The sequence below is a fragment of the Acinetobacter sp. WY4 genome (assembly GCF_018438165.1).
Lineage (GTDB): Bacteria > Pseudomonadota > Gammaproteobacteria > Pseudomonadales > Moraxellaceae > Acinetobacter.
This window is the reverse complement of the sequence record NZ_CP053947.1, coordinates 1,438,429-1,461,093: the sequence shown is the minus strand read 5'-3', so window position 1 is coordinate 1,461,093 and position 22,665 is coordinate 1,438,429. Positions and strand designations below refer to the sequence as shown.

General features: G+C 41.8%; 23 protein-coding genes. 20 read left to right on the top strand and 3 right to left on the bottom strand.

Annotation, left to right across the window (positions count from 1 at the left end):
• Together G4D73_RS06910 and G4D73_RS06905 are read left to right on the top strand one after the other, a co-directional pair.
• Entirely contained in the window at positions 1 to 696 is a 696-nt protein-coding gene (locus G4D73_RS06910; RefSeq protein ID WP_180038806.1) for a hypothetical protein, read from the top strand.
• 80 nt (positions 697 to 776) lie between these two features.
• Positions 777 to 1,436, top strand: coding sequence for a 4'-phosphopantetheinyl transferase family protein (locus G4D73_RS06905; protein ID WP_213687683.1), 660 nt, complete (start codon positions 777 to 779; stop codon positions 1,434 to 1,436).
• Between the two features lie 20 nt (positions 1,437 to 1,456).
• Here the strand turns inward: G4D73_RS06905 and G4D73_RS06900 are convergent, their stop codons facing one another.
• Complete coding sequence (locus G4D73_RS06900) at positions 1,457 to 2,227, bottom strand: SDR family oxidoreductase (protein WP_213687682.1); 771 nt, start codon at positions 2,225 to 2,227, stop codon at positions 1,457 to 1,459.
• A 93-nt stretch (positions 2,228 to 2,320) separates the two neighbouring features.
• On the opposite strand from G4D73_RS06900, the gene mazG reads away from it, so the two are divergent.
• The 18 genes from mazG (at position 2,321) to G4D73_RS06810 (ending at position 21,458) form a co-directional block, all read left to right on the top strand.
• The gene (mazG, locus tag G4D73_RS06895; protein ID WP_213687681.1) at positions 2,321 to 3,133 is read left to right on the top strand and encodes a nucleoside triphosphate pyrophosphohydrolase; all 813 of its coding nucleotides are present in this window, start codon (positions 2,321 to 2,323) and stop codon (positions 3,131 to 3,133) included.
• Positions 3,093 to 3,515 carry a ComEA family DNA-binding protein gene (locus tag G4D73_RS06890; RefSeq protein WP_191112194.1) on the top strand — a complete coding sequence of 141 codons (423 nt, stop codon included), beginning with the start codon at positions 3,093 to 3,095 and terminating at the stop codon, positions 3,513 to 3,515. Before mazG ends, G4D73_RS06890 begins: the two co-directional genes overlap by 41 nt.
• A gap of 136 nt (positions 3,516 to 3,651) precedes the next feature.
• Positions 3,652 to 5,124, top strand: a complete 1,473-nt coding sequence (gene pcnB / locus G4D73_RS06885) for a polynucleotide adenylyltransferase PcnB (protein ID WP_180181072.1) — start codon at positions 3,652 to 3,654, stop codon at positions 5,122 to 5,124.
• Positions 5,121 to 5,606, top strand: a complete 486-nt coding sequence (folK, locus tag G4D73_RS06880) for a 2-amino-4-hydroxy-6-hydroxymethyldihydropteridine diphosphokinase (protein ID WP_213687680.1) — start codon at positions 5,121 to 5,123, stop codon at positions 5,604 to 5,606. The genes pcnB and folK overlap by 4 nt, the downstream gene beginning before the upstream one ends.
• A 53-nt stretch (positions 5,607 to 5,659) precedes the next feature.
• On the top strand, positions 5,660 to 6,469 hold the full coding sequence (panB, locus tag G4D73_RS06875; protein WP_004278337.1) for a 3-methyl-2-oxobutanoate hydroxymethyltransferase: 810 nt from the start codon (positions 5,660 to 5,662) through the stop codon (positions 6,467 to 6,469).
• Between the two features lies 1 nt (position 6,470).
• The gene (panC, locus tag G4D73_RS06870) at positions 6,471 to 7,319 is read left to right on the top strand and encodes a pantoate--beta-alanine ligase (RefSeq protein ID WP_005107864.1); all 849 of its coding nucleotides are present in this window, start codon (positions 6,471 to 6,473) and stop codon (positions 7,317 to 7,319) included.
• Between the two features lie 18 nt (positions 7,320 to 7,337).
• Entirely contained in the window at positions 7,338 to 8,189 is an 852-nt protein-coding gene (rapZ, locus tag G4D73_RS06865) for an RNase adapter RapZ (RefSeq protein ID WP_004278335.1), read from the top strand.
• Complete coding sequence (locus tag G4D73_RS06860; RefSeq protein WP_034438008.1) at positions 8,186 to 8,455, top strand: HPr family phosphocarrier protein; 270 nt, start codon at positions 8,186 to 8,188, stop codon at positions 8,453 to 8,455. Before rapZ ends, G4D73_RS06860 begins: the two co-directional genes overlap by 4 nt.
• 2 nt (positions 8,456 to 8,457) lie before the next feature.
• Entirely contained in the window at positions 8,458 to 8,991 is a 534-nt protein-coding gene (gene yjgA / locus G4D73_RS06855) for a ribosome biogenesis factor YjgA (RefSeq protein WP_004278333.1), read from the top strand.
• A gap of 714 nt (positions 8,992 to 9,705) precedes the next feature.
• Positions 9,706 to 10,974: a sensor histidine kinase gene (locus G4D73_RS06850; protein WP_213687679.1), complete on the top strand. Its 1,269-nt coding sequence runs from the start codon at positions 9,706 to 9,708 to the stop codon at positions 10,972 to 10,974.
• Positions 10,975 to 11,147: 173 nt separating this feature from the next.
• Positions 11,148 to 12,452: an RNA-guided endonuclease InsQ/TnpB family protein gene (locus tag G4D73_RS06845; RefSeq protein ID WP_213687678.1), complete on the top strand. Its 1,305-nt coding sequence runs from the start codon at positions 11,148 to 11,150 to the stop codon at positions 12,450 to 12,452.
• Positions 12,453 to 12,546: 94 nt separating this feature from the next.
• The gene (gene glnE / locus G4D73_RS06840; protein ID WP_213687677.1) at positions 12,547 to 15,297 is read left to right on the top strand and encodes a bifunctional [glutamate--ammonia ligase]-adenylyl-L-tyrosine phosphorylase/[glutamate--ammonia-ligase] adenylyltransferase; all 2,751 of its coding nucleotides are present in this window, start codon (positions 12,547 to 12,549) and stop codon (positions 15,295 to 15,297) included.
• Between the two features lie 24 nt (positions 15,298 to 15,321).
• Positions 15,322 to 16,248, top strand: a complete 927-nt coding sequence (locus tag G4D73_RS06835; protein ID WP_213687676.1) for a branched-chain amino acid transaminase — start codon at positions 15,322 to 15,324, stop codon at positions 16,246 to 16,248.
• Between the two features lie 128 nt (positions 16,249 to 16,376).
• Positions 16,377 to 17,099 carry a glycosyltransferase gene (locus G4D73_RS06830; protein WP_213687675.1) on the top strand — a complete coding sequence of 241 codons (723 nt, stop codon included), beginning with the start codon at positions 16,377 to 16,379 and terminating at the stop codon, positions 17,097 to 17,099.
• A 4-nt stretch (positions 17,100 to 17,103) separates the two neighbouring features.
• Positions 17,104 to 18,729, top strand: coding sequence for a glycosyltransferase family 2 protein (locus G4D73_RS06825; protein ID WP_213687674.1), 1,626 nt, complete (start codon positions 17,104 to 17,106; stop codon positions 18,727 to 18,729).
• A gap of 9 nt (positions 18,730 to 18,738) precedes the next feature.
• Positions 18,739 to 19,482 carry a hypothetical protein gene (locus G4D73_RS06820; protein WP_201701596.1) on the top strand — a complete coding sequence of 248 codons (744 nt, stop codon included), beginning with the start codon at positions 18,739 to 18,741 and terminating at the stop codon, positions 19,480 to 19,482.
• A 32-nt stretch (positions 19,483 to 19,514) separates the two neighbouring features.
• Positions 19,515 to 20,561, top strand: a complete 1,047-nt coding sequence (locus G4D73_RS06815) for a glycosyltransferase (RefSeq protein WP_213687673.1) — start codon at positions 19,515 to 19,517, stop codon at positions 20,559 to 20,561.
• Between the two features lie 18 nt (positions 20,562 to 20,579).
• On the top strand, positions 20,580 to 21,458 hold the full coding sequence (locus G4D73_RS06810; protein ID WP_213687672.1) for a glycosyltransferase family 2 protein: 879 nt from the start codon (positions 20,580 to 20,582) through the stop codon (positions 21,456 to 21,458).
• A gap of 98 nt (positions 21,459 to 21,556) precedes the next feature.
• Here the strand turns inward: G4D73_RS06810 and G4D73_RS06805 are convergent, their stop codons facing one another.
• The gene (locus tag G4D73_RS06805) at positions 21,557 to 22,423 is read right to left on the bottom strand and encodes a lysophospholipid acyltransferase family protein (protein ID WP_213687671.1); all 867 of its coding nucleotides are present in this window, start codon (positions 22,421 to 22,423) and stop codon (positions 21,557 to 21,559) included.
• Positions 22,424 to 22,441: 18 nt separating this feature from the next.
• A complete protein-coding gene (locus G4D73_RS06800) occupies positions 22,442 to 22,663 on the bottom strand; it encodes a hypothetical protein (protein ID WP_213687670.1) in 222 nt (73 codons plus the stop codon).
• Positions 22,664 to 22,665: the final 2 nt, after the last annotated feature.

The window sequence follows — 22,665 nt, the reverse complement described above, 5'->3', positions numbered from 1 at the left end:
ATGAAAAAAATCGCAAGCATCTTGATCTTGGGAAGTGCTGTATTGGCATCGCAAAGCCATGCCGGTCTTGGAACATTGAGTAGTCTGGCATCAAAAGCAGTTGCAACGACAACAGGCACATCTTCACAAAATCTGGATTTGGCGGGTTTTCTTAAGCAGGCACAAGCCACCAATGCCATGTTTATTCAAAGCCGAACGACACTGGCAACCCTGTTTGCTGAACGTAAAGACAGTGAAGAGCTGAAAACCAAATTAAACAGCTTGAAAACTACCTCAGACGTAAAGGAAAAAGAGGCAATCCAGAAAGAGATTACCAAATTGACCAATGATGTTCTGGATGCATCAAAAAAGGATGAAGCGGCGACACTGGAACGTATTAATGCATTAAGTGTAAGCCAGAAACAGCTTCTAGTTAATTCACTTACTAACTTTGCGATTGCGGGTTTGTCTGCACGCGAACTCGTGCTTAATAGTAAGCAGGTGTCTATGCAAATGCTCAGTAATCCGCGTAGTGTCAGCGATAGCGGTATGTCTTTTATGGATGCCAAAGGTCTATTAGGTGATGTGACTGGAATTGCAAAAAACGCAACAATGGCATTGGTGGAGTATCCGCAATTGATGAAAAAAGCGGGCTTGAACTTTAAGGCGCCAGAATCTGCAGCAGCAAAACCAGTTGATATTTCTGATTCAATCTAAGCAATATGAGTCTAGCCTGTTTTCGAACAGGCTTTCTTTTTTTATCTGGCGACGTAAAATGAAAAAGTCCATCTGTTTCTATGAGCTTTGCATTGTCGCGAAATATTCAAATTTATCTACAAAAAATAGATCAGTTCTTTTCGATTAAACCGCCTGAATCACGGGTAGAGCAAATCAAAAATCGAAAACTGGCAATTTATGCGCGACGTAACCAGTTGCTGTCAGATCAATTCAATCATCCGATCCAATCTCTGGATTTCACCGCCACTGAATATGGCAAGCCTTATTTAAATGACTATCCGGATTTCAGTTTTAATCATAGTCATAGTCAAAATTTCTACGCCCTGGCCACGAGCAGGAATGTCCAAAACTTGGGAATCGATATTGAAGAACTGAGCCGTAAAGTCCGTTTTGAAGCTTTGGCGCAGCACGCCTTCCATCCTGAAGAACTCAAAAATTGGCAAGCGCTGGCTTATGACCCTGAATACTGGTTTAAAGTCTGGACGACCAAAGAGGCCGTGTTAAAGGCATCAGGCTTGGGAATCCGGATCAACCTGAATGAACTGAATACTAATCTTCATCCTGAGCAAAATGGCGGGCGCTGCGAACACCCAGAGATTGGCGTCTATGCCTATCAAAATTATACGCTTACTGGCTGCATGCTCACCGTGGCCTGGCAGAGTGAGCACTCTTGCAACGGGCTGAGATTTCCGGTGATTCAGCTTCATCACATTGTCTAGGCCAGAATCAATCTCAGATTTTATTTTCTGGCGATGAGCAGGTTACTCAGCCGATTCACAAATTGCGGACTCATTCGCGATAAATGAAATAAAAACTGGCTTTTGAAACCAACCAGATGATGCGTTGCTTGCCAGATAGAATCTTTGAGTTCTGCCAGTTTCAGAATATCTTGTGCAACATCTTCTGCTTTTAAATGTACGCCCATCTTTTTGATGCTTTCTGCCTGCATATCTTTGACCATGGCCGTACTGACGAAAAGCGGCATGACATCCAAGACTCGAATCCCATAGGGTTGCCACTCAATATCCAGACTTTCAGTCAGGCCACGCACTGCAAACTTGCTGGTGGAATAACTGCTTAAATCGGCCTGGCCATAAATCGCCGAAGCGGAAGATAGATTAATGATGCGGGCAAATGAAGATTCTTTTAAATAAGGGAAAGCGGCATGACAGCCGTTCATGACCCCTTTGACATTTATATCCAGAGTCCGGTGATGTGCATCAATAGTAGTATCTTCAAAAGGCCCTGAATATAGGATCCCGGCATTATTGACCAGAATATTGATTTCACCTGCCCAAGCTGAAAATTCGGCTAAAGCTGTTTCCCAAGAAGCATAGTCAGCCACATCCAGAAAACCGGCTTTGGCATGTTCGCCCAGTTGCTGGGCCAGTTGTTCTGCCTGCTCCACCTGAACATCATAAATACCCACCTTGTAGCCGTGCTGGTAAAATAGGGCGGCTGTCGCGGCACCAATTCCTTGTGCTGCACCGCTAATCAATATACTGTGCATGTGCCTGATCTCCTTATTGTCTTTTTTTTTGAGCATAACAAGAAACTGGCAGATTGACGCGACAATTTGGTAAAAAAAAAGAGGTTTTTAAACATGGAACAACTACTCAAGGTCATGCGCGAATTACGTGAAAAATGTCCATGGGATCAGCAGCAGACCCCCGAATCTCTGACCAAATATGCCATTGAGGAAGCTTACGAAGTCGAAGCGGCAGTCCGCTCTGGAAAAGTCGACGATGTCCGCGATGAGCTGGGTGATTTGCTGTTACAGGTAGTGTTCCAGTCGCAAATGTATAGCGAGCAGGGGGCTTTCGATTTTCAGGATGTGGTTCAGGCCATTACCGATAAACTGGTTCGCCGTCATCCGCATATATTTCAGGCGGAACAGTTTGCGCAGCTCAGCCCAGAAGATGTGTCTGAGCTATGGAAAGAAATCAAACAGCAAGAAAAGCAGGGCAAGCCGCGTTCACGTCTGGATGATATTAAATATGCACCGGCTTTGGTACAGGCCGATGAAATTCAAAAAAATGTCGCCAAAATCGGTTTTGATTTTCCTGATATGGCGGGTGCTTATGCCAAGCTGGAAGAAGAGCTGGCTGAATTAAAAGAAGCGGTAGCTGGAGAAGATTCCGATGAAATACAGGAAGAATTTGGCGACTGCTTATTTTCTCTGGTGAATGTTGGTCGTAAACTTGGCATTTCCAGCGAGATGGCATTATTGGGGACGATCCATAAATTCCGGACCCGCTTTGCCTTGATGGAAGATCAGGCACAATTACAACAATTAGACTTGGAAAAACTGTCACTGGCTGAACTTGATCAGCTCTGGGAACAGGCTAAATTAGAATTAAAACAAAGAGCAGCACATGAAAAAAATACCTTATCGAATCGGTCCGACGTGGATTAACTTTCTTCTGAGTTGCTGGCTGGGCTTTATTTCTATCGGAACTGCGCATGCGACTGCGACCGATTATATGGAATGGAAGACCCAGCAACAACAACACGACGCCCGCCTGAAGAAAAAAGCTGCCGCTACGGCTTCATCAGAAAGCAATCACTATCTGGCGAAGCCTGCATTATCGACATCTTCTGCCGCTGATAAAATCAGTTTGAATAATGCAACAGTGGAGCAATTACAGCAGCTAAATGGTATTGGTCAAAAGAAGGCCGAGGCGATTATTGAGCATCGGCAAAAAAACGGTAAATTCAAAAGCATTGAAGAGATCCAGCTGGTCAAAGGTATTGGGCCGGCATTATTTGCCAAAAACAAGGCCAAACTGGCCTTGTAAGGCGACAGTACGGATCATGACTAGCTGATTGATTTGACTCGCAGGATTGACATAATCAAATTGCCCTTTAGGCGTGTAAGCGATATGATTAGCGTCATCTTAGAATTTTACGTTCAGACGTAGGAGACAGCGTCTTTTGCAAACTTTGCGCGCGTCAAAATGTGGTTTATCAACCGCTCAATTACCTTCTTATATTCTCGATGTGATTGATGCCTTAAACAAGGCAGGCTATGAAGCTTATATCGTGGGTGGTGGTGTTCGAGATCTGATGTTAGGTTTGAATCCTAAAGATTTCGATGCAGTCACCAATGCAACCCCGGCTCAGGTCAAGGAAGTTTTCGGACGACGTTGTCGAATTATCGGACGACGTTTCGAACTGGCGCATGTCTATTCAGGGCGGGAACTGGTTGAAGTGGCAACCTTCCGTGCACCACCAAAAAAAGCAGTGACCTCGGCCGCGGGGATGATTCTGCGTGATAACAACTGGGGCAGCATCGAGCAGGATTTTGCCCGTCGTGATTTTTCCATCAATGCGATGTATTACCAGCCGCGTAAAGGCATTGTGCTGGATTTCTGCAATGCAGTGGATGATATTCACAGCAAAACCTTACGCTTACTCGGTGATCCGACTTTAAGATTTGAAGAGGATCCGGTGCGCATGCTGCGAACCTTACGTTTTGCGGCCAAACTGAACTTTAATATTGATGAAGCGATTCTGGATGTCTTTACGCCGGAAATGACCCAGTTGCTGCGTGATGTTTCTCCACATCGACTTTATGATGAATCACAGAAACTGTTCACCATGGGACACCTAAATCGTGTCTTGCCAATGCTGATCGATTTCGGCATCTGGCAGCAGTTATTTGCAGATATCAAGCCTGAAATTACGCCGTTTATGGAACGTGCTGCGAAAAATACCGATCAGCGTATTTCTATCGGCAAGACCATCAACCCTGCATTTTTCTATGCGGTATTGTTATGGCAGCCGTTCCTTGAGCGTTGTGAATTCTATCTGAATAAAGGTGTAGTAGCGGCCGAAGCCCGTGCCCAAGCTGGGCTCGACGTATTAAAACGTCAGGCAACCCGCACTATTATTCCACGCTTTGCGGAAACTTTTATTCGTGAAGTCTGGGAAATGCAGACCCGTTTGCTGAATCCAAAACCACAGCAAATTGAGGCCTTGTCCAGTCATGCGCGTTTCCGTGCCGGCTTTGACTTTTTGCTGCTGCGTGAAAAATCAGGCGATGCAACTGCCCAAGGCATGGGCAGCTGGTGGGATGCTTACCAGCAAATGAGCGGTGACGAGAAAGAACGGGCCATTAGCCAGTATAACCGTCAGCGTGCCAAGAGCCGTCGCAAGGCGAGTCAAGAAGAACATCTGGACCAGAAACTGACCCAACAGCAAGATCTTGCCGAGATTGAGCCGTTAGTGAATGAACCTGAACCACGCAATCGTCGGGTGCGTAAAGCCAAGTTTGAAGACAAGGCGAAACCTCTGTCGCATGTGGCAGCCAGTGCCAGCGGTGAAATTGGCGCAGATCATCCGATTATGAAACGTCAGCGGGTAAAACGTGATCTGAGCCAAGTGGTATTTGGACCAACACAATGATCGTGACATATATTGGCCTGGGCAGTAACCTAGGCGATTCACGCCAGATTCTGGCAGAAGCTGTACAGAAACTGGCGACCTTGGGGCAGGTGAAAACTTCGCATCTGTATCAAAGTCCACCGATGGGACCACAGGATCAGCCGAACTATCTGAATGCAGTGGTGCAGTTAAATACCGATCTGGCCGCTTTAAGCCTGCTGGATCGTTTGCAAGCCTTTGAGCAGGACGCAGGTCGGGTACGTTTACGTCATTGGGGCGAACGTACACTGGATCTGGACTTGCTGATCTACGGCAATGAACAGATTCACAATGAACGCTTAACTGTGCCGCATGTCGGGGTATTAGAGCGTGATTTTGTCCTGATTCCACTTCTGGATATTGATCCTGAAATGCAGGTTCATGGACATAGATTAAAAGACCTGGACATCGTCAAACAATCGACCCTCGCGGTACTCGATGACAGCAACTGGGCAAATATTTAATTTTTAAGTGATGGTAGTTTCGACAGAACTTTCAAGCATAGAGGAACATTTTCATGGTCAGTCTGAGTGATTTAAGACGCTTTAAAGCAGATGGACGCAAATTTTCATGTCTGACTTGCTATGATGCCAGTATGGCCAAAGCCATGGAAATTGCCGAAGTGGACAGCATTTTAATTGGCGATTCTCTGGGAATGTCAATTCAGGGGCGTGATTCGACTTTGCCAGTCACGGTTGCAGATATGGCTTATCATACTGCTGCGGTACGCCGTGGTAACCAGCATGCCTTTATTATGACTGACTTGCCATTTATGAGCTATGCTACCTTGAATGATGCCTTGCAAAGCTCGAAAACCGTGATGCAGGCCGGCGCGCAAATGGTGAAAATGGAAGGTGGTGCATGGCTGGCAGAAACCGTGCAAGTGCTGACCCGTAACGGTATTCCTGTCTGTGTGCATTTGGGTCTTACTCCGCAGTCGGTACATGTGTTTGGCGGTTATAAGCTGCAAGCTCGTACCCGTGAAGCGGCCGATCAGCTCATTGCGGACTGTAAGGCAGTGGTCGAGGCGGGTGCTGCACTATTGCTACTTGAATGCGTACCGGCACAGCTTGGCCAAGAAATCACCGAGCTGTTTCCGCAGATTCCGGTCATTGGCATTGGCGCGGGCGCAGCCACAGACGGCCAGGTGCTAGTGGTACAGGATATGCTGGGTCTGACCTTTGGCCACACTGCAAAATTTGTACGTAATTTTATGCAAGAACAATCGGGTGCGACAGCCATTCTGGATGCTTTTAAAGCCTACCATGCTGCAGTTTTAGATGGATCTTTCCCGGCACCAGAACAAACTTTTCAGGTTGAATTGTAAGATGAAAACAGAAACCACCATTCAGGGCTTAGCGGCATCATTAAATCCGGCACGTACCAGTCGCAAGATTATCGGTTTTGTACCAACCATGGGTAATCTGCATCAAGGACATTTAAACTTGGTGCGTGAAGCGCGTAAGTTGTGTGATGTGGTGGTGGTCAGTATCTTTGTCAATCCGATCCAGTTTGGGCCAAATGAAGATTTTGACAGCTATCCGCGTACGCTTGAGCAGGACCAGCAGCTTTTGGCAGAAGTTGGTTGTGACATCGTGTTTGCGCCGACGGTTGAGCAAATGTATGGCAAAAAACCGCGTCTGACCAATATCAGTGTCTCTGACATTACCAATGATTTATGCGGTTTGCAGCGTCCCGGCCATTTTGATGGTGTGGCGGTGGTGGTCACTAAATTGTTTAATATCGTACAGCCGAATTACGCCTTCTTTGGCCAGAAAGATTATCAGCAATTGGCGGTGATTCGTCAGTTTGTACAAGACCTGAATATTCCACTGGAAGTGATTGGTGTACCGATTGCCCGTGCAGAAGATGGCCTGGCTTTAAGTTCGCGCAATGGTTATTTAAGCGAAGAGCATCGTGCAATCGCACCGGTCATTTATCAAAGCTTGCAACGGGCTGAACAGCAATTACATGCAGGCGTGGAACTGGATACGGTATTGGCCGAAATTCGTCAGAGCCTAACCGATGCCGGTTTCGTTGTTGATTATGTTGAAGCCCGCACGCCAGAATTACAAAAAATTCATACGTTTAATCAAGATCTTGTGTTATTTATAGCAGCAAAGCTGGGGAATACACGTCTGATCGATAACCTGCAGGTTAAATACACTGCCGGCTAAGATGAAAGGGTAGCATGCATGAAGCGCATTTTAATTGTCACAGGACAATCTGGTTCGGGTAAATCATCTGCATTACAGGTGCTTGAAGATCTGGGTTATTACTGTATTGATAATCTGCCTTTGGCATTGCTTCCCGAAATCGTGGCAAAACTGGACAGTGAAAATAATCTGGAACAGCTGGCACTGGGCGTCGATGTGCGCAGTACCCGGGCAGATTTACAAGAATTTGATCATGTATTTGAGCAACTGCAACAGCATGGTTCGGTCGATATTATTTATCTGACCACGCAGGATCAGGAGCTGATTGCCCGCTTTAGTGCTTCGCGTCGGCCGCATCCTCTAGCATCACGCTTTAAAAGCCTGAATCAGTGTATACAGGAAGAAAAAATCCTGTTGATGCCGATTCAGTTGCGTTCTACGGTGCATATCGATACCACCGATAAAAGCGTGCATGATCTGAAACATACTTTGTTGTCCAAGCTTGGACAGGCCGATAACCTGATCCTGATTCTGCAATCCTTTGGTTATAAGCATGGCATTCCACTGGATGCCGATTATGTCTTTGATGTCCGACATTTACCGAATCCGCATTGGGAACTGGAACTGCGCAAATTTTCAGGACTAGATCAGCCGGTGCAGGCGTTTTTACAAAAGAGCGATCAGGTCGAGGATATGTTCAATGATCTGTATCATTTTCTGGACAAGTGGTTGCCGACCTTTGCTGAAGGGCATCGTCATTATATGACCGTGTCGATTGGCTGTACCGGTGGTCAGCATCGTTCTGTTTATATTGTGGATAGACTAAAAAAAGCCCTTGAGGCAAAATGGTCTATTCAAGTCCTCCATCGAGAAATGAAGCACTGGTCATGATTGATACGACAGTTGACGTAATTAATAAACTGGGTTTACATGCACGCGCATCTGGTAAACTGATAGAAGTTACCACCAAATTTCGTTCCAGTATCCAGATTGGCAAGGCTGACAAATTGGTAGATGCCAAAAATATCATGTCATTGCTCATGCTTGGTGCAGGCAAAGGAACAACTTTACGCTTAGTGATTGAAGGAGCAGACGAGGACAAAGCCTTATCTGAAATTCAGGCACTATTTGCAGCAAAATTTTATGAGGCAGATTAATCGTGGCACGTCGACCGAACAGTTTAACTGAAGAAGATTTTGATTCTTTAGAGGGACGCGCAAGTAAGACCGAACAGAAAAAAGCAGTCCAGCGTATGGCTGCTTTAGGTGCGCAGCTTGCAGAGCTGAGCGCTAAACAAATTAAAAATCTACCCGTAGATGAGCGTTTGATTGATGCCTTGCTTGATGTGCAGGCAATTAGTTCACATGAAGCACGTCGTCGTCAATTTTCACGGATTGGTAAATTATTACGTAATGAAAATGAAACGGTAATTTTGTCTTATTTAACACCCAAACAAGGTCTTAAAAAGACAGCTCAATTACAGCGTTGGGTGGATCGAATTGTCAAAGATGGAGATCCGGCCATCAATGAATTTACCAAAACCTATAATGCGACAGAGCGTCATACCTTACGTCAACATTATCTTCGGGTACACCGTGATTTAAAGAATCAAGCACCTGAAGAGGAAGTAAATGCTTCTAAATTAAAGCTGTTTAACTATGTACAGCAAGTGGCCTTGATTTCTGACAATTAAGTAGCCATATAAAAAGGCGGTCTTTTTAGGCCGCTTTTTTTATAGCTATTCTGAGCCGATTGGTTTGACGTAGACATGCATAGCCTATAAGTGATCTATTTTAATATTTCTATTCCAGCTTCTAAAACTGCACTGAGGATAAAAAACACAAAATTTTCATAATTAATTTGTTAATAAATGTAAGTTCTTTACAATCCTCAGTGGTTTTTTGGGTCTGTTTTTAGTTGAAATGCTGATATTTAAAATATTTCTTACATTAGAATTGTTAAGATATTTTAAAAAATTAAAAATTAATTCTGAGCATTATTAGGTAGATGAAGCCTGATATAAAATCTGTTTTTAATCATAAGGTCAAACTATATAGTTGAAAAATCATTAGCTTTTACTTTAAATAGAGTAAAAAGCGATGGTGGGTATTTTTTAGTCAGTAGTGTGTTACAGTAAATACAAATAAAGATACTTATTTTAGGTGAGATATATTAATTTCAAATACTTATGTAGGTTTTTTTAGAATAGTAAATTTTCAAGTTATTCTTAATCAATTAAATATCAGTACCTTGCAGTTAAGAATGTATCTGGATAGAAACAGGTTAACAAATCCTTTAACCTAGAGGTGGGTTTTCATCGTTGAGTAAATATAGAATCTTTGTTATTGATTGTATGAATTTGGTCGGCTGTGTTTTCTTTATTCCATAAACATTCAGAGAGGCAGACATGGAACTAAAACTGCTAGAGGTCGGTCAGAATACGGAGCAATTAAGCTCGTGCCGTATATCTCTCATTTTAGGTGTCTATACCTCCAATAACCTATTAGATACCTTTTGTAAGATCGCCCGTAAAGTTTTAAACGTTAAAACCAGCATTATTCGCTTCCACACGGAGCCCTATATCTGGTACAGCTGTCCGCGCGGTTTCCGGGCTTTGCACGCCCCGCAGGACGTGAATCTGCCTACGTATCTGCAACACGCAGATGTCATCGACCAGATGCATCCTGCTTATACAGAACTGTCAAATTATGTGAAAGATCTCGGTGTAGCGCATCAGAGATTGGTCGCCTTTAATTTAAAATCAAGTAGCGGTGTGTCTTTTGGACAGGTCATTTTCTTTGATGATCAGACCGAACTGTTCGATCAGGACGATATTGCCACCATCAAACAATTTGCTGAAAGTTTAGTGATTCGAATTCAGCTCAATCAAGAACATACTGAACTGAAAGAATTATATGAACAGCAATGCGCACTCAACTTCAGTAAAACCAAATTTTTCCAGATTATTGCGCATGACTTGCGTGCACCATTTCATGGTTTACTGGGCTTTTCCGAAGTGCTAGCGCAGGAGCGTGACACTCTGGACGAATCCAGTATCCAGAGCATCGCGGATTATTTATATGATAATGCACAATCGACCTATAACCTGCTGGAAAGCCTGCTGACTTGGGCGATGGCAGAGGGTGGACGCTTTATTTATCATCCGATTAATTATGAATTGAAACAATCCAGTAATATTGTGTGCAGTGTGCTGAAAAGTCTGGCCTTAAATAAAAAAATTGAACTGGTTGATAATATTCCTGAAGACATCAAGGTACATGCGGATATCAACATGATTACCTCTGTCTTGCAGAACCTGGTGTCGAATGCGCTTAAATTCACCCCGGTGAATCAAGGCGGTAAAGTGATTTTAGCTGCAGAAATGGAAGGCGAGCAGGTCAAGATTACGATTCAGGATACTGGCTTGGGGATGACTGAAGAGCAGATGCAGAATCTGTTTAAACCGACTTTGGGTGTCAGTGTTAGAGGCACAGCTGAAGAGAAAGGGGCAGGTTTGGGACTGGTACTCTGCAAGCGCTTTATTGACCTGAACCATGGTCAAATTGCTGTGAATTCCAAAGAGGGTCGAGGTACGACCTTTACCGTGCATTTGCCGATGGTCACCAATGATCATCAGGCACTGGTGCTTGAAGATGTACATGCCGAGCAGTCTTAAAGAAGTAAATTTCAAGCTAAAACATTCCCACTGAGACAAAACTCCTGCTATCTTTAGTGTGAAAGAGGACTCCACCCAACATTAGGGTGGAGGTGAATTTCACGACTTTTTTTAGTGCAATATGATAGAATAATTTGCATTAAGTCTCTGTATCTAAATAGATTTAAGGCGAAATGAAGATCAACAAAGCGTACAAATTTAGGCTTGAGCCTAATGCGGAACAGGAGCTTGTTTTAAACAAGTTGCTTGGCTCTGCACGTTTTGTTTGGAATCAAATTTTAGCTGTTTCGTTCGAGATGCTTGCTAATAATGAGCGAATCAACAAAGTTAATTTAGTCAATAAAATTCCTGAATTACGCAAAAAACCTGAATGTGCTTTTCTAGAAAACAGCTCAAATGGCGTTTCACTCCAACAAAAAGTTCGTGATCTTGGTGATGCTTGGGGGAAGTTTTTTAACAAAAAGGAACAAGCTAAGTTAAAGCAAAAACCATTTAGAGCTAAGAAGCCACGATTTTTTAAATTATCCGATGGTGGTGAAGTTCAACTTAGACCACTTATGCCACGATTCAAAAAGAAATCTGATGGTTATGATTCCATTCGTATTGTTCAATTTGGCAGATATTGTTGGGTTAAAGGCAACCAAGTTAAGTTACCTAATGACATTGGCGTTGTGAAATTCAGAAAATCACAAAATATTGTGGGTGAGATTAAGAACGTCACAATCTCAAAGCATGTCGGGAAATGGTATGTGTCATTTGGTGCTGAAAACACAGTAGAAGCACCAGTCCACCCATCAAAATCAGCCGTTGGCATTGATTTAGGTGTTAAAAAGTTAATTACAACGTCTAGTGGTCAAGTATTCGACCCGATCAATAGTTTCAAGGCCAATCAAGTAAAGTTGGCTAGGCTTCAGCGCAAGCTGAGAAAGAAAAACAAGTTCAGTCAAAATTGGAAAAAGCTGAATCTCAAGATCAATACATTACACCATCATATTGCCAATATTCGGCATGACTACTTGCACAAAGTCACCACAACGCTCAGCAAAAACCACGTAATGATCGTAGTTGAGGACTTAAAAGTAGCCAATATGTCGAAGTCAGCGAAAGGCTCAATCGAGAAAAAAGGAAAGAATGTTAAAGCCAAGTCCGGCTTAAATAAATCAATCCTGGATCAAGGTTGGTCAATGCTTGTTAATATGTTGGTGTACAAACAGCAATGGCGAGGTGGTTTACTCGTTAAAGTTGACCCTAAATATACAAGTCAGACTTGTAGTTCATGTGGTCACGTTGCAAAAGAAAATAGGCTTACTCAAGCAAACTTTAGTTGTGTCGAGTGTAGCTTTGGCGAGAATGCAGATATTAATGCTTCTCGCAATATTTTGGCGGTAGGACATACCGTTTTGTCTGTGGAGGGTGGATGCGGTAAAGGTCACCTTGCGAAGCAGAAAGCAAGTGAAATCCGTGAGGAAGTCACCTAAGAGCTTTTACTTTTAGAATCCCCCACTTGAACATCGTGAAAGTGGTGGGAGTATGTCAAAACTAAGCAGAATGTTTCAGGGGAAGAGTTGAGTGATGAATGCGGCACAATTGCAGAAAACCTTAAGAGCTAGCCAATATACCGAACAGGTATTGGCCAATCACCAGAGTTTACTGGAACAGGATTATGCAATTGATCAGTTTCAAGGCTCACTCAGTCGGGAATATATTGATCAGCTGGTGCAGCACTGCATCCTGAATATAAGCGATGAAGCAACGTGGATGCGCGCAATGCGTATTCTGCGGGCTCGTTTGATGTTTCGCTGGATCTGGCAGGATGCCAATCAACTCACCGATGTTATTATCCTCACTCAAGAACTCTCCGATTTTGCCGATGCCTGCATCTGTGCGGCGAAAGATTTTGCCCGTATTCCGGTCGCTGCCAAGTATGGCCAGCCGATTGGCTATAACGGAAAAGTCCAGGATCTGATTGTCATTGCCATGGGGAAACTCGGCGCGCAAGAACTTAATCTTTCCAGTGATATCGACCTGATTTTTGCCTTCGATGAGCAGGGTGAAACTGATGGGCGTAAATGTATTGATGTGCAGCAGTTTTGCATCCTGTGGGGACAAAAACTCATTCATTTGCTGGATCAGATCACGGCGGATGGTTTTGTATTCCGGGTGGATATGCGCCTGCGTCCCTGGGGCGATGGTTCAGCGCTAGCCATTAGCCATGCGGCTTTGGAAAAATATCTAAGCCAGCATGGACGTGAATGGGAACGTTATGCTTGGATTAAAGCGCGTATTGTTAATCCAAGTCCGGAAGGCGATGAGCTGCTGGAGATGACCCGTCCATTTGTATTTCGTAAGTACGTCGATTACAGCGCCTTTGAAGCCATGCGCGAAATGAAAGCCATGATTGAGCGCGAAGTACAACGCCGTAATATTGAAGATGATATCAAGCTCGGTGCCGGTGGCATTCGCGAGGTCGAATTTATCGTGCAGGTGTTTCAGTTGATTTATGGCGGGGCCAAGCTTGAATTGCAGGATCGCCAGTGTCTGGTAAATCTGAATCATCTGGATGATGCTGAATTGCTGGATGAACAGGCGGTGCAGGATCTGGAAGATGCCTATTTATTCCTGCGCCGGGTTGAGCACGCGATTCAGGCACTGAATGATCAGCAAACGCAATTACTACCGACAGAGCCAGAATTAAGGGGGCGTATAACGGACACGCTTGGTTTTGCTGATTGGGAAAGCTTTATGGCATATCTCAATGAAAAGCGTGACAAAGTGATGTATCAGTTTGATCATTTAATCAAGGAAAATGGTCCTGATACCCTGGTTGAAAGTTTTTCACAGCTGGAAAAAAAACTCAAAGAAGTGTTGGATGAGAATGCGAAGAATCTCGTTCATGAGTTTTGGAATGGGCATGCCTTAAAAAAATTACCGGCAAAGGCGGTACAACGTTTAAAAACCTTCTGGCCGCATTTAATTGAAGCCATTTTACAGTCAGATGATCCGCAGACAGCACTGGTACGACTGATGCCCCTAGTCGAATCGGTGATGCGCCGTACGGTATATCTGGTGATGTTAATTGAGAGCAAAGGGGCTTTGCAGCGACTGGTGAAGATGGCCACGGTCAGCCCCTGGATTTGTGAAGAACTGACCCATTATCCGGTGCTACTGGACGAATTCCTGTCGATGGATTTTGAATTGCCAAAACGTAAGGATCTGGAAGATTCCTTGCGCCAGCAACTGTTACGGATTGAAATTGATCAGGTCGAAGACCAGATGCGGGTTTTGCGCCTGTTTAAAAAATCTAATGTTCTGGCCGTTGCCGCCAGTGATGTACTGGCAGAAAGCCCGCTGATGAAAGTTTCCGATGCCTTGACCGATATTGCTGAAGTATCGGTGAATGCAGCGCTGCATCTGGCCTATCAGATTGTGGCAAAAAAGCATGGTTTTCCACTGGATGCAGAAGGGCAGCGCTGTTCAGTCGAGCATACGGCTTTTGCAGTCATTGGTTATGGTAAAGTCGGTGGAATTGAATTGGGTTATGGCTCGGATCTGGATCTGGTGTTTATTCACTATATGGGTGAACAGGCCGATACCGATGGACTTAAGCCGATCAGTGGCTTTGAATTTGCCATGCGGGTTGCACAAAAGTTTATGTCACTGATGACCACGCAAACCTTGGATGGACGTGTATATGAAGTCGATACCCGATTGCGTCCATCGGGCGAAGCTGGGCTTTTGGTCACCAGTTTAAAAGCCTTTGAACAGTACCAGTTCAAAAGTGCCTGGCTATGGGAGCATCAGGCACTGGTGCGAGCCCGTCCGATTGCGGGTGAAATGAGCTTGCGAAAAAAGTTTGAAGTCTTGCGCCGGGATATTTTGATTCAGCCTCGCGATGAAAATTATGTACGGGCAGAAGTACTGAAAATGCGTCAGAAAATGAAGGAGCATCTCGGTTCTTCTAAAGAGCAAAAAAAAGATGGTATTTTTCATTTAAAACAAGATGCAGGTGGTATCGTAGACATCGAATTTATGGCACAGTATGCGGTGTTGGCTTGGAGTGGGACGAATAAAGATCTCGCCCATTTCTCCGACAATGTACGAATTCTTGAGGATGCCGCAAAATCAGGTTGCTTATCCAGCGACGATGCGACTGCTCTGATTCAAGCTTATCTCCGTGAACGCGCCGAGAGCCATCGCTTAGCCCTTGCAAATCAATCCATGCAAGTGTCTGCAAGCGACTGGCACGATACCCGAATGACCGTTTGCAAGTTATGGCAAAGACTAATTGATCCAAGTGCAGACTTTGCACTGGATAGTGAATAATTGTGAGAAATTGGAGTTTGTGGCATGAATTTGGCTGATCGTGATGGTTTCATTTGGCAAGATGGACAACTAGTTGACTGGCGTGAGGCAAAAACTCACGTATTAACACATACTTTGCATTACAGCATGGGTGTGTTTGAAGGCGTCCGTGCTTATGAAACCCCGAATGGAACGGCTATTTTCCGTCTAAAAGAACATACGAAGCGTTTGTTGAATTCTGCAAAAATTTATCAAATGAAAGTTCCATTTGATCAAGCAGCATTAGAACAGGCTCAAATTGATGTTGTTCGTGAAAACAAATTAGCGTCTTGCTATTTACGTCCAATTATTTTTATTGGTTCTGAAAAACTCGGTATCGCTGCAACTGACAATACCATTCATGCCGTAGTTGCGGCATGGAGCTGGGGTGCTTACCTCGGTGAAGAAGCAATGGCGAAGGGTATTCGCGTAAAAACTTCTTCATTTACCCACCATCATCCGAACGTCACTATGTGTAAGGCCAAAGCATCAGGCAACTACACCTTGTCCATTCTTGCACATCAGGAAGTGGCGCATTCAGGTTATGACGAAGCAATGCTGCTCGACCCACAAGGCTATGTATGCCAAGGTTCTGGCGAAAACGTATTCCTGGTGCGTGATGGCGTGATTCATACGCCTGATATCGCAGGTGGCGCGCTGGATGGTATTACCCGCCAAACCATTATTACTATTGCTAAAGACCTGGGTTATGACGTAATTGAACGTCGTATTACCCGTGATGAGTTCTACATCGCAGATGAAGCATTCTTTACCGGTACTGCTGCAGAAGTAACACCAATCCGTGAATACGATGACCGTCAGATTGGTGAGGGTGTACGTGGTCCAATCACCACACAAATCCAGAAAGCTTATTTTGATGCAGTTCAGGGTAAAGATCCTAAATATGTACACTGGTTAACTTATGTGAAGTAATTCAGAATTTATTGCTTGAAAAAACCTCTCATTTGAGAGGTTTTTTTTAACAGATGTACTTATTCTGCTGAACTTATGTCATCATATTCAGCATCAAGAAGATTTTAAGATGAGCTTAGGCATACGCAATGAGTAACATCGTTATTTGTATGAAATGGGGAACCAAATACGGTTCGGAATACGTCAATCGTTTATACAATATGGTTAAACGACATACGACAGTCGACTTTAAGATGGTCTGTCTGACGGATCGTACTGAAGGCATTGATCCTGCAGTACAATGTTTCCCTATTCCACCTTTGGCATTGCCTGAAGGTGCGCCTGAGCGTGGCTGGAACAAGCTATCAACTTTTGAGCCTGATCTGTATGGTTTGGAAGGCAATGCATTATTTCTCGATCTTGATGTAGTGATTGTCGATAATATCGATGAGTTCTTTACCTATCCGGGCGACTTTCTGATTATCCATGACTGGAAACGGCCGTGGCGTATTACCGGTAACAGTTCGGTTTACCGGTTTAAACTGGGTGCTTTCCCAGGTCTGTTACCTTATTTCCGTGAAAACTTTGATGAAATCCGTAAAAAATTCCGTAATGAGCAAGCCTATTTGTCTTGGTATGTAGACCGTGAAGGTAAACAGACCTATTGGCCAGAAAGTTGGTGCAAGAGCTATAAGTATCATTGCCTGCAAAAAATCCCGATGGCTTACTTTAAGCCCCCTGTGAAACCTGAAGGCGCTAAAATTATTGTATTCCACGGTGAAATTAATCCGCCAGATGCAGTGAATGGTGGTGGTGGGAAATGGTACCGTTATGTATTGCCATCAGATTGGATTAAAGAGGCTTGGCAGTAATCTTATGTCGTTTGTATTAAATCAACAACCTCGGCCATTTCGCTTAAGTGTTGTGATGATGGTAAAAAATGAGGCAAAAAATTTAGCCATATCCTTACCTGCTTTAAGGGGTTGGATTGATGAGCTTATTGTTCTTGATTCTGGTAGTACTGATGATAGTCGGCAACTAGTGGAATCTGCTGGTGGTCAATGGTTCGTGAATACAAATTGGCAAGGTTTTGGCAAGCAAAGACAATTGGCGCAGAGTTATGCAACGGGTGACTGGATTTTAGCACTAGATGCAGACGAAGAAATCACCCCTCAGTTGAAGCAAAGCATTCTTGAGGTGATTGCGCAGCCACCTGCCAATACAGTTTATGGTATTAAACGAATCGATTGTATCTTTGGTCATGCAATTGATAATCCATATTGGCCGTTAAAGGCGCATTGGCGATTGTATCCAGCAAATTTTCAATATAATGATAATTTAGTACACGAATCAATAGAAATCAAAGATGCTCATACTTCTACTTTACAAGGTCTTTTATTACATCATACTGCAGAAACGCCATATTTTTGGATAGATAAGCGTTTATCTTATGCCAAGGCTTGGGCTGATGATCGTGCACTACGAAATAAAACTTGTGGTGCATTAAGCATTTTTGTGCATACTTTTTGGGCGTTTTTTAAGCAGTATTTTATAGATGGTCGTTTCCTTATGGGGAAGTATGGGCTGGTTTATTCGTTACTATTTACTCAATATACTTTCAATAAATATGCAATTTTATATGACTTAGTTAATAATCAGGCAGAACTAGCATTTCAGGAATCTGTAGATATTGCAAAAACTTTAACCCCAATTGATCAATCACAAAAAAAGTCTACTTTGTCTTTGGTTATGATTGTTAAGAATGAAGCAAAACATTTAGCAGCTTGTTTAAATACAGTACATGATATTGTAGATGAAATTGTGATTTTAGATTCAGGTAGTCATGATCAAACTGCTCAGATAGCTGAAAAATATCATGCTCGGTGGTATGTGAATACAGATTGGCAGGGATTTGGAAAACAACGTCAATTAGCACAGCACTATGCAACGGGTGACTATATTTTAGTATTAGATGCTGATGAGCGATTGAGTCAAAGTTTACGTGAGTCGATAGTCAAGATTTTAAACCAGTCAGTACAAACAGATTGCGTTTTTAGCTTGGCTAGAGTGAATTATTTTTCAGGTATACCGACGCATTTAAGAGGTTGGTATCGTGATTGGGAAAATCGCCTTTATGCTCGTCACTTTTTTTCTTATTCTGATTTGGATGTGCATGAGTCTGTCAATACAAACAGAGCTCAGATTGTCAAATTAAAAGGTTTGCATCTCCATTTTACTAGTGAAGATTTATTTCATTATGTGGTGAAGCGTAATCGTTATAGTCTTGATTGGGCTTGTGATAAATACAAATATCAGAAAAACATTAGTTTGATTAGTATACTCTTGCGGACCTGTTTTTCGTTTATACGTGAATATTGGATACGCGGCGCATTCTTATCTGGTGCATATGGGATCATTTCATCTTTAGTTTTGATGTTTTATACATTTGATAAATATTTGATTCTTTGGGAAAAGTCCCAAGGAAATAGCTTAAATAAGTAGTGGTGTGTGATGCCTCCTAGAAAAAAATCCAAGTTTGAGCAATGGTTTTCATTTAGTCGACATCAACGTCGTTTTGGTGCAGATAAAATTTATGAAAGCTTGGAGCAAACTGATATAGAGACACTTAAGAAAAAGTTGATTGTTGGAAATGACATTGAATATACCTATGGCTCTGAAAAAGATTTAAATAAGCATATAGAAAATCTTAAGCGAGAGTTTGTTGGGCAGCCTGAGATCAATCATTTTCACGCCAGTTTAATTGTTTTGATTCGTCGTGAAATTGATATTGATAAAAATTATAATAAATTCAAAGATTTGTGGTTAAGTGAGCGAGATTTTTTATTAAACTCTTTGAATATGCGATGGTTGGTTTCTGCTTGTGATACTTTCATAGATTATGAAAAAGATACTACTCTGAGAGCAATATTGATGATAGCGGTAGTATTGATAAATACAATTAAAGCTCAGGAAACAGAAGCTATTTTGTGTAATCAACGATATGTGGAAAACAAAACCGCCTTAGAAAAATTACAAAGTCAACGGGTTGCTCTCTTTGATGGAACATCAGCTTTGGCAGTTGGCACAGATGATACACTTCGAAATATGCGTTGGCGCTTAGATCAGGTTTGTTCAGAACATCAATTAGGTGCAATTGTTATTGAAATCTTTAAACGTCTACAATGTGAAGAAAATAATAATATTTATTCACGTTCGAAACAGCGTCATAAAAGAGAACGCACAAGCTGGTGGTAAGTCTTGGATATTGATAAATGGTAAATCTTCAGATGAAAAAAATTGTAATAGCTATATTCACCTTACAAGGGAATGGAGCAGAGCGATTCGCATTAACACTTGCAAAAGGTTTGGTTGATGCTGGACATGAAGCACATATTATTTATTTTAAAAACATTATTGATTTACCGATCCCTGAAGGCGTAAAACTTCACTTTTTTGATTATCAAAAGTATCGGGCGATTCCCAAATTTATGCGTGCCGGTTTTGCAGCAAAAGCTTTTGATCGATTTGTGATTAAAAATATTGGTACTCCTGATCTTGTTCTATCAAACTTATTTCCTGTTGATTTTGTATTATCAAAAAGTCAGTTGCCGAATGTTCACTTAGTCATTCATAACACGACGAGTTTGGAATATGGTGAACAATTAGCGGGTATGAGAAAACAGCTAGATAAAGTTTATTTAGCCAAGCCTTGTGTGGCTGTGAGTAAGGGGGTCGAAAAAGACTTTATTGAAATATTTGGTTCAAAAAGTCGGATCACTACAATTTATAACCCGATTGATGTTGAACAGGTTGTTTCAACATCAAATGAATATATCCCTGATATTGAAAAACCGTATATTGTAAATGTTGGAAAATTTAAGCAGCAGAAGCGACATGATATTTTAATTAAAGCTTATGCAAAAGCTAATGTTCAAGAAAAACTGGTTTTGGTCGGGACCGGTGAGCTATTAGAAGCTTCTAAAAAATTGGTTAAAGATTTAGGTATTGAAGATAAGGTGATTTTTACAGGCTTCAAAAAAAATCCCTATCCATATATGAAGCATGCAAAGTTGATGGTTTTATCATCTGATTTTGAAGGCTTGGGGTTAGTAATTTTAGAAGCTTTAGCTTTGGGGACTCCTGTTATTAGTACTGATTGCCCTTCGGGTCCCAACGAAATTCTTGCAAATCAATATTTAGTAGCAGTACAGGATGTAGATGAACTTGCTTCTCGAATCCGTTTATTTGTTGAAAAAGATACAGAAGTATCGTATTTGAATCAAAAATTCACGCAGTTAGTTGCTACTAAAGCATATTTAGACTTATGTAAGTAAATATTATGGAATAATGAAGTGATTAAATTTGGAATTATTACACCGACTTTTAATAGACCTGAGCTATTGAAGAGATGTATTCAGAGTGTTGAAAATCAGACATATTCAAATTGGGTTCATGTTATTATTGATGATTCAACAACTCATGAAACCGAAAATCTTAGACTTGGAAGTGATAAATTAGTTTATATTAAGAATGAAGTGAATTCAGGGGTAGGTATATCTCGTAATAAAGGTATAGATTACCTTTGCTCGCAAGAAATAGACTACATTATTTTTTTAGATGATGATGATTATTTTGATATTAATTGTTTGTCTAAGGCAAACGAATATATTAAAAAAAATATTAATTATCAATGGTTTGTGTCAAGACGTGTTTTTCATAATACTAATAAGTCACTCACTGAGTTATATATAGTAAAAGACAGTTATAATTATTTAAAGGATTCTCTAATTGGGAAATGTATTCGTAGAGATACTACTCATATTTTATCTCAAAAAATTTTAGCCGATACAAGAATACGCTTTCCTGAACATATTCGAGGGGGAGGTGAGTGGCGTTTCTTCGCAAAATTAAGTGAATATATCGACTTTAGTTTTTTTGAAGGTGGGGTAACTTTTACAGAGTTACAAATGCAAGGTTTAACCGCTAACAATATAAATAATAAATTATTTATTGCTACTGAAAGAGCAGCACTAGTAATTTATTTACATGAAAGAGCAAAATTTAAATTAAAACAAATTGAATATGGTGCAAGTGTAGTAAAACATTTTATTAAACTACAACGGTATGACTTATTGAATGAGTTTTATCAAGATTTTATTAATCAAAAAAATCCGATTATTAAAGTGCTATTTAATTTAGAAATTTTTCTCTTAAAAAGAAAATATTCATAAATGTTTTGTCCAAATTTTATTCTACTCATATAGTTTATTAGCCTTTAATATTGAGCAGTTTGTATGTTAGTAATGTGGGAATTAAAAAATGTTGAGGATTAATGTTTATAAAGATTTTTAGAGTCCTTTAGTTTCCTAAACCTTTTATACCCCCACAAATACTGTTCTGGAGCGACATTAATCATGCGCTCCATTTCTTTATTTAAGGTATCAACCGACAGTTGTAAATCTTTAGATAAAATATCATTTGATAACTTAGTCACGTAAATATCATAACCGGAAAAATCTTCACGTCTTAAACAACTAAGCCCAACTACAGAACATTGTGTTTTAGCTGCCAGTTTGGAAAGTAAGGTAGAAGATAGCGCATTCTGATTGTAAAAAAGTGAGTAGATACCACCACTTTCTTTAGGCACATGATCCGGTAAAATTGCAGAAAAACCACCCTGTTTTAAATGCTTAAATAAAGCACGTACACCAGAATCATCTGTCGGGACCAGTGTGGCATTCAGACGTTGCCGGGCTTCAAGCATAAAGCGGTCAATATCCTGATTCTTGCTGGGCTTGTACATAATTACAGGGGAGGTGTGCTGATTTACCCAGACATTTAAAAGCTCCCACGTACCAAAATGAGGCACCACAGCCAAGCAGCCCTGAGGATTTTGCAGAGCCTGGAGAAAAATATCTTCGCCATGCACATCTCGAATTAAAGACAGCGCATATTCAGGAGATGATCCCCAAATCTTGACTGATTCCGCATACGTCATGCACTGACTTTTGAGACTGCATTTAGTCAAATCAGCCCGTTCAGATTCAGAAAGTTCAGGATAAGCAGAGGCCAGATTAATCTCGGTCACTTGGCGTGCAGAAGAATGGCTGAGATACAAAAGTGATCCAGCCAGTTGCGCAAGATTTTGAATGAATCTTAGTGGAAGCTTAGAGAAATTTTTGAGTAGGGTGTACATGGTATCCAGATGGTCAGATTATAGGTCTTTGTCCGGATTGCCCTTCAGCACCATATAAATCAAACCTACAAAAATCAGCAGGGCACCTAAAATACTGCTCAGGCAAAAGTACACAATACGGTCATTGGTATCGAGGTTGAACAGGTTGTTGGCAAGGATATAGCGCATGAACAGCCATTGAACCACTGAAAATACAATAAGCATAATGCTGCGATTACGAACTGAAGGACGCATAGCCATTG

Excerpts from the sequence above, each read along its gene's own strand:
- G4D73_RS06910 (WP_180038806.1), top strand. The coding sequence starts at position 1 with ATGAAAAAAATCGCAAGCATCTTGATCTTGGGAAGTGCTGTATTGGCA.
- G4D73_RS06905 (WP_213687683.1), top strand. The coding sequence starts at position 777 with ATGAGCTTTGCATTGTCGCGAAATATTCAAATTTATCTACAAAAAATA.
- G4D73_RS06900 (WP_213687682.1), bottom strand. The coding sequence starts at position 2,227 with ATGCACAGTATATTGATTAGCGGTGCAGCACAAGGAATTGGTGCCGCG.
- mazG (WP_213687681.1), top strand. The coding sequence starts at position 2,321 with ATGGAACAACTACTCAAGGTCATGCGCGAATTACGTGAAAAATGTCCA.
- G4D73_RS06890 (WP_191112194.1), top strand. The coding sequence starts at position 3,093 with ATGAAAAAAATACCTTATCGAATCGGTCCGACGTGGATTAACTTTCTT.
- folK (WP_213687680.1), top strand. The coding sequence starts at position 5,121 with ATGATCGTGACATATATTGGCCTGGGCAGTAACCTAGGCGATTCACGC.
- panB (WP_004278337.1), top strand. The coding sequence starts at position 5,660 with ATGGTCAGTCTGAGTGATTTAAGACGCTTTAAAGCAGATGGACGCAAA.
- panC (WP_005107864.1), top strand. The coding sequence starts at position 6,471 with ATGAAAACAGAAACCACCATTCAGGGCTTAGCGGCATCATTAAATCCG.
- rapZ (WP_004278335.1), top strand. The coding sequence starts at position 7,338 with ATGAAGCGCATTTTAATTGTCACAGGACAATCTGGTTCGGGTAAATCA.
- G4D73_RS06860 (WP_034438008.1), top strand. The coding sequence starts at position 8,186 with ATGATTGATACGACAGTTGACGTAATTAATAAACTGGGTTTACATGCA.
- G4D73_RS06850 (WP_213687679.1), top strand. The coding sequence starts at position 9,706 with ATGGAACTAAAACTGCTAGAGGTCGGTCAGAATACGGAGCAATTAAGC.
- G4D73_RS06845 (WP_213687678.1), top strand. The coding sequence starts at position 11,148 with ATGAAGATCAACAAAGCGTACAAATTTAGGCTTGAGCCTAATGCGGAA.
- glnE (WP_213687677.1), top strand. The coding sequence starts at position 12,547 with ATGAATGCGGCACAATTGCAGAAAACCTTAAGAGCTAGCCAATATACC.
- G4D73_RS06835 (WP_213687676.1), top strand. The coding sequence starts at position 15,322 with ATGAATTTGGCTGATCGTGATGGTTTCATTTGGCAAGATGGACAACTA.
- G4D73_RS06830 (WP_213687675.1), top strand. The coding sequence starts at position 16,377 with ATGAGTAACATCGTTATTTGTATGAAATGGGGAACCAAATACGGTTCG.
- G4D73_RS06825 (WP_213687674.1), top strand. The coding sequence starts at position 17,104 with ATGTCGTTTGTATTAAATCAACAACCTCGGCCATTTCGCTTAAGTGTT.
- G4D73_RS06820 (WP_201701596.1), top strand. The coding sequence starts at position 18,739 with ATGCCTCCTAGAAAAAAATCCAAGTTTGAGCAATGGTTTTCATTTAGT.
- G4D73_RS06815 (WP_213687673.1), top strand. The coding sequence starts at position 19,515 with ATGAAAAAAATTGTAATAGCTATATTCACCTTACAAGGGAATGGAGCA.
- G4D73_RS06805 (WP_213687671.1), bottom strand. The coding sequence starts at position 22,423 with ATGTACACCCTACTCAAAAATTTCTCTAAGCTTCCACTAAGATTCATT.
- G4D73_RS06800 (WP_213687670.1), bottom strand. The coding sequence starts at position 22,663 with ATGGCTATGCGTCCTTCAGTTCGTAATCGCAGCATTATGCTTATTGTA.